Raw genomic sequence first — 12,682 nt, forward strand, 5'->3', positions numbered from 1 at the left:
ACGAGCAGCGCGCTCAAGGCTAGCCGCAGATGCGACAAGAACACTCCGGTCTTTGTCCGTGGCGATACCGCGGATAGACAAACCGCGTCGGCCCCGCAATACGACCCTTTTTCCATAAAGCCGCTCGCCAAGGGTAAACGATAATTTTGACAATATTGACTCAGGCCGGATTAGAGCTATGATTAATTCATCAGCATACTGATCAATTAGCCGGGCAAGCCGATGACACTCAAATTCGCAGCAAACCTCGACGATTTGAACGCGGATCAACCTTATGCCGCGACGATCGAGAACGAACAGATCGCCCTGTACCTGGTAGACGGCGAGGTCTATGCAACGCATAACGTTTGCACCCACCAGTTCGCGTTGCTGAGCGACGGTTTTCTGGAAGACGGATGCATTGAGTGCCCGCTTCATCAGGGGAAATTCGATGTAAAGACCGGTGCCGCGCTTTGCGCGCCCGCGACCGCGCCGATCAAGACTTACAAGGTCCAGATTGAAAAGGGCGCCGTGATGGTCGAGCTTTAAGCGATCGGCTCTTTGACTCAAGCTGACTCAAGCCAGGAATTTAAACGTGGAAACGATCTTGATTATCGGTGCGGGACAGGCCGGTGGCCGCGCCGCCGAAGCGCTGCGGGCACAAGGCTTCGACGGCTCGATAGTGCTCGCGGGTGATGAACAGCACCGGCCGTACGAGCGCCCGGCATTGTCGAAGACCGTGCTGACGGCGATTGACGATAACGACTGCTTCAACGCGTGGCTCCATTCGAGCGACTTCTACGAGACGAGCAATATCGACTGGATCGCGGACAGCGTTGAACGACTCGACGTGACGCATCGCACGGCAACGTTCCGAAGCGGGCGAAGCATCGGATTCGACAAATGTCTGATCACGACCGGTGGGCGAGCGCGTCGGCTTCCCGGAACGCCTGACAGCCATCATGTTTTCACGCTGCGCACGCTGCAGGACGCGATGAGAGTACGAGAGCGCTTGGCCGATGCGCGTTCGGTAGCCGTGATTGGAGGAGGTTTCCTCGGGCTGGAGTTCGCGGCAAGTGCCCGGGCGCGCGGAATTGACGTCACTGTGGCGGAAGCCGATGAGCAATTGCTGGGACGCGCGCTGCCGCGCGAATTCTCTGATCGTCTACGCGCCAAGCACGAGCAAAACGGAGTCAGGTTTATGCTCGGCGCAAAGCTGATTTTGTCAACGGAAGAGGCGTGCGGGGTGAACCTGACGTTCGAAGGGAATACATCGGAGCACTTTGACTTCGTCGTGGTTGCCATTGGACAGGAGCCGAATGAAGCGCTCGCCAGAGCTGCCGGTCTTGAGACAGGTAACGGCATACACGTTGATGCGCATTGCCAGACGTCGATTGCCGGCTTTTATGCAGCAGGCGATTGTGCGAATTTTCCGTTCGGAACGTCCGGCCGGCGTCTGCGTCTGGAGTCATGGCAGAACGCGCAGGACCAGGCAATTGTCGCGGCCCGCAACATGTTGGGAGAGTCGGTCGAGTATCGCCCAAGTCCATGGTTCTGGACTGACCAGTACGACTGGAACGTCCAGATGCTGGGAATGCTCGACGGTCCCGTGGATCAATGGATCGAGCGTCGCACTTCCATCGACAAGACCTTGCTCATGGGCTTGCGGGATAAAGCGATTGTGTACGCGCTCGCGGTAAATAACGGAGGTGAGTTGCGGGCGATTCGTCGTCTTGTTGAACAGGCAACCCAGGTCGATCCAGAGGCTCTCGCGGACCCGAACGTCAAGTTGCGACACCTCGAACGACACGCTCACTCTTAACGTATTCAGGAGAGCATTTTGTATTCGTCAGAGACAGTCATTGGGCTCGGTACACCGAGCGTCAAGAACAAGCCGATTGAACAACTCGTGTGGCCGGAAGAGGGTCTTCATGCGATCCCGGACTGGGTCTATACGAGCGATGATGTATACGCCCGCGAGATAGAACGGATTTTTCACGGCCCTACCTGGAATTTCGTCGCCCTCGAGGCCGAGGTTCCCAACAGCGGGGACTACAAGCGTTCGTACGTGGGGCCAACGCCGGTGGTCGTGTCGCGCGCGGAAGATGGTTCCATCCACGTGTTCGAGAATCGTTGCGCCCATCGTGGCGCCGAATTCTGTCGCCACACACGAGGGAACAATACCGAATTTGTCTGCCCGTATCACCAGTGGTCTTATGACCTGAAAGGAAACCTGCAAGGTATTCCGTTTAAACGCGGCGTGAACAAGCTCGGCGGGATGCCGCGAGATTTCCGCAACGAGGACCACGGTCTGAAGAAGCTCGCTGTCACCACGCGCAATGGGGTGGTCTTCGCTTCATTCACGCACGACATGGAGCCGATTGAAGATTACCTGACGCCGGAAATCCTGAAAGATTTCGACACTGTCTTTAACGGCAAGAAGCTGCGCATTCTCGGGTTTTACAAGAACGAGTTGCCGTGCAACTGGAAGATGTACCACGAGAATCTGAAGGACCCGTACCACGCAACCCTGCTGCACTCGTTCCTCGTGGTGTTCGGCTTGCTGGTCGCAGGAAACCGGTCGGCGATGGTGGCCGACAGCAAGCGCGGTGTCCACGGGACGATGGCATCGGCGAAAAGTGATTCACTTTATGCGGCAGTGGATGCCGACAAGAAGAAAGAGATGCGCTCGTTCCACGAGGGCATGGTCCTGAAGGACGAACGCTTCCTTGAGTACGTGAAGGAGTTTGATTCCGAGTGGTCGGTGACCATGCAGACGATCTGGCCGAACCTGATCGTTCAGCGTGAAATGAACACCTTGGGCGTACGGCATATTGTTCCGAACGGCCCAAACAGCATGATCATGCTCTGGACCATGTTCGGCTACGAAGACGATACCGAAGAGACCACGCGCCACCGGCTCCGCCAGGGCAACCTGATGGGACCCGCGGGTTTCCTGGGTCTGGAGGATAACGAAGCAATGAAGTTTGTTCAGGAAGGGGTGCGCCGCTCCGTAACGGACCGCAGCGTTCTCAAGCTTGACAGCGACAACATCGGAACCGCGGATAGCCTGATCTCTGAAGCCGCCATTCGTGCGATGTACAAGCACTATCGTGAAGTCATGGGGTTCTAAATGCTGCCAGGATTCGATAAGAAACCGATTGCACACGACAAGGCGCTTGTAGCCCGCGCGGCCGTGGAGGATTTTCATGCTGAATATTGCGCGGTGCTCGATGGCGGCGACATTGAGCAGTGGCCGGAATTTTTCACGGAAAACTGCGTTTATCGCGTGACCGAGTACGAAAATGCTGCCCACGGCTTCCCGGCCGGTTTGATATACGCGGAAGGCCGGAACATGCTCCGCGACCGTGCGGTAGCCATTTCCAGAACACAGATGTTCGCGCCCAGGCAGATGCTGCATTTCGTGAGCAACGTCCGCATCCTGGATGTGACCGACGAAGAGATCGTGGCGCAGAGCAATTACATGTTGCTGCAAACGCTGGTTGAAGGGGCGACCACTTTGCATCAGGCCGGCCGGCTTTTTGACCGCTTTGCGCGCAACGGCGCTGAACTTCTCCTCAAGGAACGGCAGGCTATTTATGACACTGCCATGATCGCAAACGATCTGGCCTATCCTGTTTGAACGAGCATGATCAGACCATGTTATTCGCGGACTATGAACCTGGGAGACGTTTATGAGCAGCACTGAACCGACGGAAGCGCCTATCGAAAGTGGCGGCGTCGGCGCCCGTGTCAGGCGTCGCGAAGATGAGCGGCATTTGCACGGGAAGGGGCGATTTGTCGCCGACTATACGTTTCCTGATCTGCAGGAAGTTGCGTTCTTGCGCAGCCCGCTTGCGCACGCGCGGATTGAGCACATTGGCAAGCCGGAGCGCTTCCCAGGCCAGGTCATAGTGCGAGAAGACATGCATACCGCCACAGACATTGTGGCCGACTCCAGTCTGCCGACATACAAGCCTTCTGCGCATCCCCCGCTTGCTTCGGGAAAGGTACGTTTTGTCGGCGAACCTGTCGCCATGTGTTTTGCGAGCTCCCGCGCCGAGGCTGAGGATATCGCGGAAGAGGTTGAGCTGGATCTGCATGAGCTGCCCACATTTGCAAGCGCGTTTGCTGCTCGAGAGCGTACCGATGTCCGTGTGCATGATCACTGGACCGACAATCTCTTCCTGGATCTGAAGGCGGACGTGAATTTCGACGAACGCGCCAAGGATGCACCCGTCGTGGTGAAGCAGAAGGTCGACCTGGCGCGCCAGTGCATGGTCCCGATGGAAGGCAAGGCGGTGCTGGCGTACTGGGATCACACCCAGGCGCAACTGGTCGTCATTACATCGACGCAAGTGCCGCACATGATCCGCACGGTGTTGTCTCAATGCCTGGGAATCGATCATGCGCAGGTCCGCGTGATTTCCCCCGATGTTGGCGGTGCGTTCGGATATAAATGCGTCCTCCAGCAGGAAGAGCTTTGCATCGCGTGGCTCGCTCTCACGTACAAGCGACCCTTTCGTTTTATCGAAGACCGTCGCGAGCATCTGATCGCGGGCGCCAACACGCGTCAGCATCATTACGAGCTGACGGCCTATGCAGACAAGAACGGACGGCTCCTGGCGCTGGACTGCGACCTGTTGATCGATGGCGGCGCCTATTCAGCGTGGCCATTTACGATAGGACTGGAAACTGGGCAGGCGCTCGGCAATCTTCCTGGCCCGTACGATTTCAGCGGGTACCGCTGCCACACGCAGTGCGCGGCGACCAACAAGCCGGGCTTTCTGCCGTATCGCGGTGTGGCGCGTACGGGCGTCTGTTTCGCGATCGAACTGACCATGGATGCCATTGCGCGGGCCGTCGGCCGCGAGGCGTGGGAAGTCCGTTACGACAATCTGGTTCGCGGGGCGGACATGCCCTACACGAACGTTGTCAAAAAACACTACGACAGCGGCGATTTCCAGGAGAGCCTGAAGCGAGCAGCTGCACAGCTCGATGTTGCTAAATGGCGCCGCCGCCAGAAAGAGGGTGAACCGGACGGTCGGCTGATCGGTATCGGTTTTGCGACCTTCACCGAGCAGTCAGCTCATGGAACGGCGGTGTTCGCATCGTGGGGTTTGCCGGTCGTTCCCGGTTATGACCTGGCAACCGTGCGCATCACCGCGGACGGTGGTCTCGAAGTACGCGCCGGCATTCATTCCCACGGACAGGGCATGGAAACCACCCTGGCGCAGATTGCCAATGAAGTGCTGGGCGTTTCCATCCAGAAGATCAAGGTCGTTCACGGCGACACGGCGCTCACCCCATTTTCAACGGGCACATATGCGTCGCGCAGCATTGTCATGGCCGGCGGCGCGGTCGCTGCAACATGTCGCGAACTGGTGCCGCGGCTGATAAAAATTGGCGCGCATATCCTTGGTGAAACGGAGGACGCAGTCCGGTTCGAGGCAGGCGAGGTTGTCGGTGCAACGGGACGGGTTTCCCTGGCGGATATCGGTCACGCCTGGTACTTGCGGCCTGAGCGTCTGCCGAAGGACGTCGACTTGACAGGGCTCGAGGCAACTCATGGTTTCAAGCCGAAGGTCGATACCGGCGCGTTCAGCTATGCAACGCATGCGGCCGCCGTTGCGGTCGACACAAGAACGGGTCACGTCGAGATTCTGGAATATGTGATTGTTGAGGATTGCGGACGAATGATCAACCCGATGGTGGTCGAAGGTCAGACGATTGGCGGCACGGCACAGGGCATTGGCACGGCATTCTATGAAGAGACGCTGTACGACGAAAATGCCCAGCCTCTGACATCCACGCTTGCAGACTACATGTTGCCGGGGCCGACGGAGCTTCCGCCGCTGACGATTATCCATATGGAGACGCTGTCGCCCTACACCGAGTTCGGCGCGAAGGGTGTCGGAGAAGGCGGCGCGATCGCGCCTCCGGCGGCGCTTTTCAATGCGGTGAACGATGCACTGAGTCCGTTGGGCGCACTCGTCTCCGAGACACCGCTCACGCCGCGTAGGTTGCTCGCGGCCATTGAAGCTGCGAAGGCCGCTGCACGCGAAAAGGCAGAGGCAGCGGCAGAACCTGTGCATGAGGTGATTCGATGAAGGCCGCCGCTTTTGATTACGTCAGGGCCGCGACATTGCCGCAAGCGCTAAGCGAGCTCGGCGCTTCGGCCGGGGGCGTCAAACCAATTGCCGGAAGCCAGTCGATGGGGCCAATGCTCAATCTCCGGCTGGCAAGGCCGTCGAAAGTGATCGATATATCGCGTGTCGATGAACTGCGCAGCGTCACCGTTTCAGGCGATCTTATTCGTGTGGGTGCGGCTATCACTCATGCGGAAATCGAGGATGGCAAGTACGAGCTCCTGCGGAATGATTTTATTCAGTATGTCGCCTCGGGCATTGCATATAGAGCGATTCGCAATAGAGGAACCATTGGCGGCAGCCTAGCGCATGCTGATCCTGCAGCGGACTGGCCCTTGGCGCTTGCCACTCTCGACGCCCGGATCGAACTCGCGAAGGCGAGCGGTACACGCCGCGTGCGTGCCAGCGAGTTCATGCTAGGCGCATTTACGACGCTGCTGGAGGAGGGCGAAATCATCTCGGCGGTTTTGTTGCCGAAGATGGGGCTCACCTTGCGTTGGGGCTATTACAAGCTGTGCCGTAAGACGGGTGAATTCGCTCACGCGAGCGCTGCTGCTGCGTTTGACGCGCAAACCGGTCTGGCCCGCGTGATGCTTGGCGCGCTTGACGGTCCCCCCGCAGCGCTGGAGGCACTCGCTCAGTCAATAGCGCAACACGGACCCAGCGCGGCGACTCCGGAAGCGATTGCGGCGGGCGTGGCGAACGCGATGCCGAATGCTGACGCTATCGACCGTTCCATGCACGAAGCGACCGTCGAGCGCTGTCTCGCGCAAGCCTTCGGGTCATCCGGGCATTAACAGGAATTTCCATGTCTGTCATTGAACTCACCATCAATAACCGGGCAATCCGCCGCGACGTCGCGCCGCGTACCCATCTGGGCGATTTTCTTCGCGACAATCAGAACTTGACCGGCACCCACCTAGGTTGCGAGCACGGCGTCTGTGGCGCGTGTACGGTTCTTATCGACGGTGAACCGGTGCGGTCCTGCATCACGTTCGCCGTGGCCTGTGACCATCAGAAGGTCCGTACGATCGAAGGCTTCGACGACGATGAACTAATGAAGCGGCTGCGCCGGTCTTTCTCGGATCATCACGCGCTGCAATGCGGCTACTGTACGCCCGGCATGCTCATTACCGCGCGCGATATCGTGCGGCGTTTTCCGGATGCTGATGAGGCGCGCATTCGACTCGAGCTCTCAGGGAACCTGTGTCGATGTACGGGGTACGTTGGTATCGTCAACGCAATCAAAGCCGTGCTTGTCGACCTGAAGGAGAATCCGCCAGCCGACGTGCCCGTTGCGCCGGTTCGACAAGAGCGCGCACATAAAGCCCCGCCGCAGGCAGCGGGTGAGTTTCAAACGTTTGCTGCGGTAGCTGCGGGATCTATGGATGGGCCACCGCGCTCGTTGCAGGTAGGAGCGGTGTTGCCGGTTTCGAACGTTCAGCCGACGGGTGCGCGCAAGGGCTGGACCGCGATTGACGACAGCTTTGTCGTGCCGTTTCCGCTCGAGAAGGTCTGGGCATTTATGGGCGACCTGCCGTCTGTTACCGCATGCCTTCCCGGCGCTGAATTGATCGAGCACGACTCCGAAAAGGTGAAGGGAAAGATCGCCATCAAGTTTGGTCCGATGTCGGCAAATTTTGCGGGCGCGGCGCGCCTTGAACGTGATGACGCCGCGTACCGTGCGGTGATGCGTGGAGCCGGGCAGGACAATATCAGCCGCTCGAAAGCAAATGGCGATGTGACCTACGCGTTGAGCGATGAATCGAATGGGACGCAGACACGTGTTGCAGTCACGCTCGAATATATGTTGCAGGGGCCCCTCGCTCAATTCTCGCGGTCAGGACTTGTTAAAGACTTCGTTCGCCGGATGATTGCCGACTTTGGTGCGCGGATCACCGCACAACTGTCGGGCGCTGACTTGCCCGCCTCCGAAGGTTCGACGACCCGATTCAATGTCGGTAGTCTGGTGTGGGGTGTTCTCTGGGGCCGCGTAAAACGTCTCTTTGGCCGAGGCGAATAAAACCGCCGGAAACGATAGCTTGAGACGAGCCTAAGGATTCGTCGAAACGCTGCGTTGCATCCATACAATCAGTATGCTGAATAAACGTCTGGAGTCTTTTCATGACTAAACGAATTCGGAAAATTGCCCTGGAAGAACACTTTTCAACGCCCGGTTTCCAGGGCTACTCGAAAAGCTTTACCCAGCACATTGCCCCTGACGTACTGGCCGATCTCGCTACTCGCCTTGCGGACTTCGATGAGCAGCGCATTGCCGAGATGGACCGCGCAGGGATCGATTACACCATCCTGTCCCAGACAGGTCCGAGCGTGCAGGGTGAGACTGACCCGGCCGTGGCAATGGCTCGCGCGAAGGAGAGCAATGACTTCCTGGCAAAACAGATTGCGCGTCACCCAACGCGGTTCGGCGGTTTTGCCACGTTGCCCATGCATACGCCGCAGGGAGCGGTTGACGAACTGACTCGCACGGTACTTGAGCTCGGTTTCAAAGGCGCGCTAGTCAACGGACACACTCTGGGAACGTACTACGACGACCGTACATACGATGTTTTCTGGGCGCGGATGCAGGAACTCGATGTGCCGCTGTATCTGCATCCTACGGATGCCTATGTCATGCCAAAGGTATTCGACGGTCATCCGGAATTGACCGGTGCTGCATGGGGCTGGGGCGTGGAAACGGGCAGCCATGCATTGCGGCTGCTCTTTGGCGGCGTCTTCGACCGCTTCCCCGCGTTGAAGGTCATCCTGGGCCACATGGGCGAAGGCTTGCCGTATCTGCGCTGGCGGTTTGATAGCCGTTTCGCGGTTTATTCGCACGGTATTCGTCTTGAGCGGGCGCCGTCGGCGTACATCGGAACGAACATCCTGATCACTACATCCGGTGTGTGCTCTGCGCCTTCGTTGCTTGGCGCGATTGGCGAAATGGGCCCTGAGGCCGTGATGTTCTCGGTGGACTATCCGTACGAATCGACAGCGATTGCCGCTGATTTTATCGAGCAGGCGCCGCTTGACGACCACGTCAGAAACCTTGTTTGCCACGGTAACGCTGAACGTATTTTCAAGCTGTGACGCCGACCACCGCCGGGAGCAGAAATACATCACATCAAATGGACCTGGAGTTAGCAATGACAAAGCAATATCGAATTGGCCAGATTGTGCCGAGTTCGAACACGACAATGGAGACGGAGATTCCGGCGATGCTGCTCGCGCGCCAGGCAATCCGTCCCGAGCGTTTCACGTTCCATTCCAGCCGTATGCGCATGAAGAAAGTGGTCAAGGAGGAACTGGCTGCGATGGATGCGGAGTCGGACCGCTGCGCGCTTGAGCTGAGCGATGCGCGCGTGGATGTGCTGGGCTACGCGTGTCTGGTTGCAATCATGGCGATGGGGCATGGTTACCACCGCGTGTCACAGGAGCGCCTGCGCTCGCGTACCGTTGAGAATGGTGGCGCGGCGCCGGTCATCACGAGCGCCGGTGCACTCGTCGATGCGCTGAAGGTCATTGGCGCCAAGCGGATCGTGGTCGTTGCGCCCTACATGAAGCCGCTGACCGAACTGGTGGTCGACTATATCCGTAACGAAGGATACGAGGTGCTCGATTACCGGGCGCTCGAGATTCCCGACAATCTCGATGTAGGCCGTCACGACCCGAGCCTGTTGCCTGGCATCGTGGCCCAGATGGACACATCGAATGCCGATGCGATCGTGCTCTCGGCCTGCGTGCAGATGCCCTCGCTGGGAGCGGTGGCCAAGGTCGAGGCGATGACGGGCAAGCCGGTCATCACAGCCTCGATAGCGACCACCTACGCGATGCTCAAACAGCTGGGTCTGGAAGCGGTCGTGCCGGGTGCCGGTGCGCTGCTATCGGGTGCTTACTGACGTGTCGACGTTCGATCAATCCGGGACCCGCATGAGCACAGCATCCACCTTCCTCTATGGCGGTAACGTCCACGCGAACGGGATCCGCCAGCACTACTTGCGCTACGGCGGTGCCACTGACGCACGCGCCGGGCGCGACGCCGTCATCATCGTGCCGGGTATCACCAGCCCGGCCGTGACGTGGGGTTTTGTCGGCGAGCGCTTCGGCACGACGTTCGATACCTACGTGCTTGACGTCCGTGGCCGGGGGCTATCCTCGGCGTCAAACACGCTCGACTACAGTCTGGATGCGCAAGCGGCAGACGTGATCGCGTTCGCTCAGGCGATCGGGCTTGCGCGCTACAGCGTGGTGGGCCATTCGATGGGCGCACGCATTGGCGTACGCGCCGCTCGTACGCGGCCTGCGGGTCTGGCTCGGCTGGTCATGGTCGACCCGCCCGTGTCCGGACCGGGGCGCCGTTCGTATCCGTCCCAACTGCCGTGGTACGTCGATTCCATGCGGCTCGCACGCGAAGGGACGGATGCAGAAGGCATGCGCACGTTCTGTCCCACCTGGACGCATGAGCAGAGGCAGCTGCGCGCGGAGTGGCTGCATACGTGCGACGAGCGTGCAGTGATCGCGAGCTTCGAGGGCTTTCATTCCGACGATATCCACGTGGACCTGCCGCATGTCGGTGTATCCGTGATGCTGATGACCGCAGGGCGTGGTGATGTGGTGCGCCCGGAAGATGTCGAGGAGATCCGCACGCTGGTGCCGCCCCTCGCGCATTCACATGTGCCCGATGCCGGCCACATGATTCCGTGGGACGACGAGGAAGGCTTCTATCGCGCGTTCGGTGATTTCCTGGGCACACCATTGCCGGTTCGGATTGACGCTCAGGCCTGACGCCCCTTACTTGAGGAAACCACTATGCCGGTCAGTGACTACCAGATGATTGAAGCGTGGAAGCAGGTGTTAACGCTCTCGCGGCTCGAGGCGGGTCAGACCGTCACGATTCTCACGAGTGCCGGGACCCACCCACAAACACTCTCAACCGCGTTGATCGCCACGCAGTCGATGGGCGCGGTCGTCAACCGGCTGGACCTGCCTCCCGTGAACGGCGAGAAGGCTCTGAGCCGTGACCCGCTCGCGTACCTAGGCACGACGCCGCTCACGGGGAACCCCGCGGCGATCGCCGCACTCAAGGCGAGCGACCTCGTGCTGGACTTGATGACGCTGCTGTTCTCACCTGAGCAGCTCGACATCCTGAAGACCGGCACCAAGATCCTGCTCGCGGTCGAGCCGCCCGAGGTGCTCACGCGGCTCGTGCCAACTTTGGGCGATCGAGAGCGGGTCTTGGCCGCCCAGGCGCGTATCAACCGCGCCCGCGAGATGCACATTGTTTCCGCCGCAGGGACGGACTTTCACTGTCCGATAGGCGAATTCGAGGCGATTGCGGAATACGGCTTCGTCGATGAACCGGGGCGGTGGGATCACTGGCCGAGCGGATTTGCATTGACGTTCCCGGACGAAGGCCGCGCCTATGGGCGCATCGTAATCGACCGCGGAGACATCCTGCTGCCGCAGAAGAGCTACGTTCAGGACCGTATTGAACTGACTATCGAGAATGGCTTTGCTACCCGGATCGACGGCGGCATGGACGCGGACCTGCTCAACGAATACATGGCTACTTTCGGCGACCCGGAGGCGTACGCGATCTCGCACATAGGCTGGGGGCTTCAGCCACGCGCGCACTGGTCGACGCTGGGCTTATACGATCGCGAGGCGACTATCGGCATGGACGCACGTGCCTTCGAAGGTAACTTTCTCTTCTCGCTGGGACCAAACAACGAAGCGGGCGGCAAGCGAACGACGGCCTGTCACATAGATATCCCGCTGCGTCACTGCGACGTGTACCTCGATGGTGAGGCGGTGGTACGCAACGGCCGCGTGCTGGATAAATAAGATCAGTAAGGAAACCGCATGTCCAATGAACTTGAACCTTACCAGCGCCAGGGTTTCGGCTCGACGCTTGAACCGAAGGCGCCGGTGGGTCTGCTCATCGTTGATTTCGTCAACGGCTTTTCGGACCCCGCAGTGTTTGGCGGGGGCAATATCGGGCCGGCCATCGAGCGCACCGTTGCGCTGCTGGCACACGCGCGTGAGCGCGGTTGGCCTGTCGCCCACACGCGCATTGTGTTCGCCGACGATGACGCAGACGAAAATATCTTTACGCTGAAAGTGCCAGGTCTGCTCGCGCTCAAGGAGCATGCGCACAATAGCGCCATCGTGCCGGAACTCACTCCGCGCGAAGGCGAACTGGTGGTGCGCAAGACGGTACCCTCGGCGTTCTTCGGCACATCGCTGGCTGCGTGGCTTGCGTTGCGTGGCGTGCAGACGCTGGTGATTGCCGGTGCCGTGACAAGCGGCTGCGTGCGCGCAAGCGTAGTGGACGCCATGCAGTGCGGCTTCCGTCCGTTCGTGCTCTCCGACTGCGTTGGTGACCGCGCCATTGCTCCTCACGACGCCAACCTGTTCGAAATGGCGCAAAAATACGCGGCCGTCATGACCCGCGACGAAGCACTGGAAGTACTCGGAGATTGGTAGGAAGCTTTAAGGAAGAGGACGTGCCAGACATGACGTTACAAATGAAAGCGTGGTTTGATTCTGGCCCG

Annotated in this window: 12 protein-coding genes; all 12 read left to right on the forward strand. The window is 59.4% G+C overall.

Annotation, left to right across the window (positions count from 1 at the left end; translation table 11 throughout):
* Positions 1 to 222 precede the first annotated feature (222 nt).
* The 12 genes from GSQ93_RS24290 (at position 223) to GSQ93_RS24345 (ending at position 12,614) form a co-directional block, all read left to right on the forward strand.
* Positions 223 to 528 carry a non-heme iron oxygenase ferredoxin subunit gene (locus GSQ93_RS24290; RefSeq protein WP_158938178.1) on the forward strand — a complete coding sequence of 102 codons (306 nt, stop codon included), beginning with the start codon at positions 223 to 225 and terminating at the stop codon, positions 526 to 528.
* A gap of 46 nt (positions 529 to 574) precedes the next feature.
* Positions 575 to 1,801, forward strand: a complete 1,227-nt coding sequence (locus tag GSQ93_RS24295; protein ID WP_158938179.1) for an NAD(P)/FAD-dependent oxidoreductase — start codon at positions 575 to 577, stop codon at positions 1,799 to 1,801.
* Positions 1,802 to 1,819: 18 nt separating this feature from the next.
* Positions 1,820 to 3,112: an aromatic ring-hydroxylating dioxygenase subunit alpha gene (locus tag GSQ93_RS24300; protein ID WP_158938180.1), complete on the forward strand. Its 1,293-nt coding sequence runs from the start codon at positions 1,820 to 1,822 to the stop codon at positions 3,110 to 3,112.
* Positions 3,113 to 3,622, forward strand: a complete 510-nt coding sequence (locus tag GSQ93_RS24305; protein ID WP_158938181.1) for an aromatic-ring-hydroxylating dioxygenase subunit beta — start codon at positions 3,113 to 3,115, stop codon at positions 3,620 to 3,622. It begins immediately after the preceding gene.
* A gap of 52 nt (positions 3,623 to 3,674) precedes the next feature.
* Entirely contained in the window at positions 3,675 to 6,089 is a 2,415-nt protein-coding gene (locus tag GSQ93_RS24310; RefSeq protein WP_158938182.1) for a xanthine dehydrogenase family protein molybdopterin-binding subunit, read from the forward strand.
* Positions 6,086 to 6,925: a xanthine dehydrogenase family protein subunit M gene (locus GSQ93_RS24315; protein WP_158938183.1), complete on the forward strand. Its 840-nt coding sequence runs from the start codon at positions 6,086 to 6,088 to the stop codon at positions 6,923 to 6,925. Before GSQ93_RS24310 ends, GSQ93_RS24315 begins: the two co-directional genes overlap by 4 nt.
* A gap of 5 nt (positions 6,926 to 6,930) precedes the next feature.
* Positions 6,931 to 8,151 (forward strand): 2Fe-2S iron-sulfur cluster-binding protein, encoded by a 1,221-nt coding sequence (locus tag GSQ93_RS24320; RefSeq protein ID WP_174254676.1) that lies wholly within the window; start codon positions 6,931 to 6,933, stop codon positions 8,149 to 8,151.
* Positions 8,152 to 8,252: 101 nt separating this feature from the next.
* Positions 8,253 to 9,218, forward strand: coding sequence for an amidohydrolase family protein (locus tag GSQ93_RS24325; RefSeq protein ID WP_158938185.1), 966 nt, complete (start codon positions 8,253 to 8,255; stop codon positions 9,216 to 9,218).
* Between the two features lie 56 nt (positions 9,219 to 9,274).
* Positions 9,275 to 10,027 (forward strand): Asp/Glu racemase, encoded by a 753-nt coding sequence (locus GSQ93_RS24330; protein WP_158938186.1) that lies wholly within the window; start codon positions 9,275 to 9,277, stop codon positions 10,025 to 10,027.
* 31 nt (positions 10,028 to 10,058) lie between these two features.
* On the forward strand, positions 10,059 to 10,913 hold the full coding sequence (locus tag GSQ93_RS24335; protein ID WP_158938187.1) for an alpha/beta fold hydrolase: 855 nt from the start codon (positions 10,059 to 10,061) through the stop codon (positions 10,911 to 10,913).
* 24 nt (positions 10,914 to 10,937) lie between these two features.
* Positions 10,938 to 11,972 carry a 2,5-dihydroxypyridine 5,6-dioxygenase gene (locus GSQ93_RS24340; RefSeq protein ID WP_158938188.1) on the forward strand — a complete coding sequence of 345 codons (1,035 nt, stop codon included), beginning with the start codon at positions 10,938 to 10,940 and terminating at the stop codon, positions 11,970 to 11,972.
* A gap of 18 nt (positions 11,973 to 11,990) precedes the next feature.
* Positions 11,991 to 12,614 (forward strand): isochorismatase family protein, encoded by a 624-nt coding sequence (locus GSQ93_RS24345; RefSeq protein ID WP_158938189.1) that lies wholly within the window; start codon positions 11,991 to 11,993, stop codon positions 12,612 to 12,614.
* The last annotated feature ends 68 nt before the right edge of the window (positions 12,615 to 12,682 follow it).

The sequence above is a fragment of the Burkholderia sp. S171 genome (assembly GCF_009766085.1).
Classification (GTDB): domain Bacteria; phylum Pseudomonadota; class Gammaproteobacteria; order Burkholderiales; family Burkholderiaceae; genus Caballeronia.

What these genes read in the sequence shown, in the direction of transcription:
- GSQ93_RS24290 (WP_158938178.1), top strand. Translation starts at nt 223, where the DNA reads ATGACACTCAAATTCGCAGCAAACCTCGACGATTTGAACGCGGATCAA.
- GSQ93_RS24305 (WP_158938181.1), top strand. Translation starts at nt 3,113, where the DNA reads ATGCTGCCAGGATTCGATAAGAAACCGATTGCACACGACAAGGCGCTT.
- GSQ93_RS24310 (WP_158938182.1), top strand. Translation starts at nt 3,675, where the DNA reads ATGAGCAGCACTGAACCGACGGAAGCGCCTATCGAAAGTGGCGGCGTC.
- GSQ93_RS24315 (WP_158938183.1), top strand. Translation starts at nt 6,086, where the DNA reads ATGAAGGCCGCCGCTTTTGATTACGTCAGGGCCGCGACATTGCCGCAA.
- GSQ93_RS24325 (WP_158938185.1), top strand. Translation starts at nt 8,253, where the DNA reads ATGACTAAACGAATTCGGAAAATTGCCCTGGAAGAACACTTTTCAACG.
- GSQ93_RS24330 (WP_158938186.1), top strand. Translation starts at nt 9,275, where the DNA reads ATGACAAAGCAATATCGAATTGGCCAGATTGTGCCGAGTTCGAACACG.
- GSQ93_RS24335 (WP_158938187.1), top strand. Translation starts at nt 10,059, where the DNA reads ATGAGCACAGCATCCACCTTCCTCTATGGCGGTAACGTCCACGCGAAC.
- GSQ93_RS24340 (WP_158938188.1), top strand. Translation starts at nt 10,938, where the DNA reads ATGCCGGTCAGTGACTACCAGATGATTGAAGCGTGGAAGCAGGTGTTA.
- GSQ93_RS24345 (WP_158938189.1), top strand. Translation starts at nt 11,991, where the DNA reads ATGTCCAATGAACTTGAACCTTACCAGCGCCAGGGTTTCGGCTCGACG.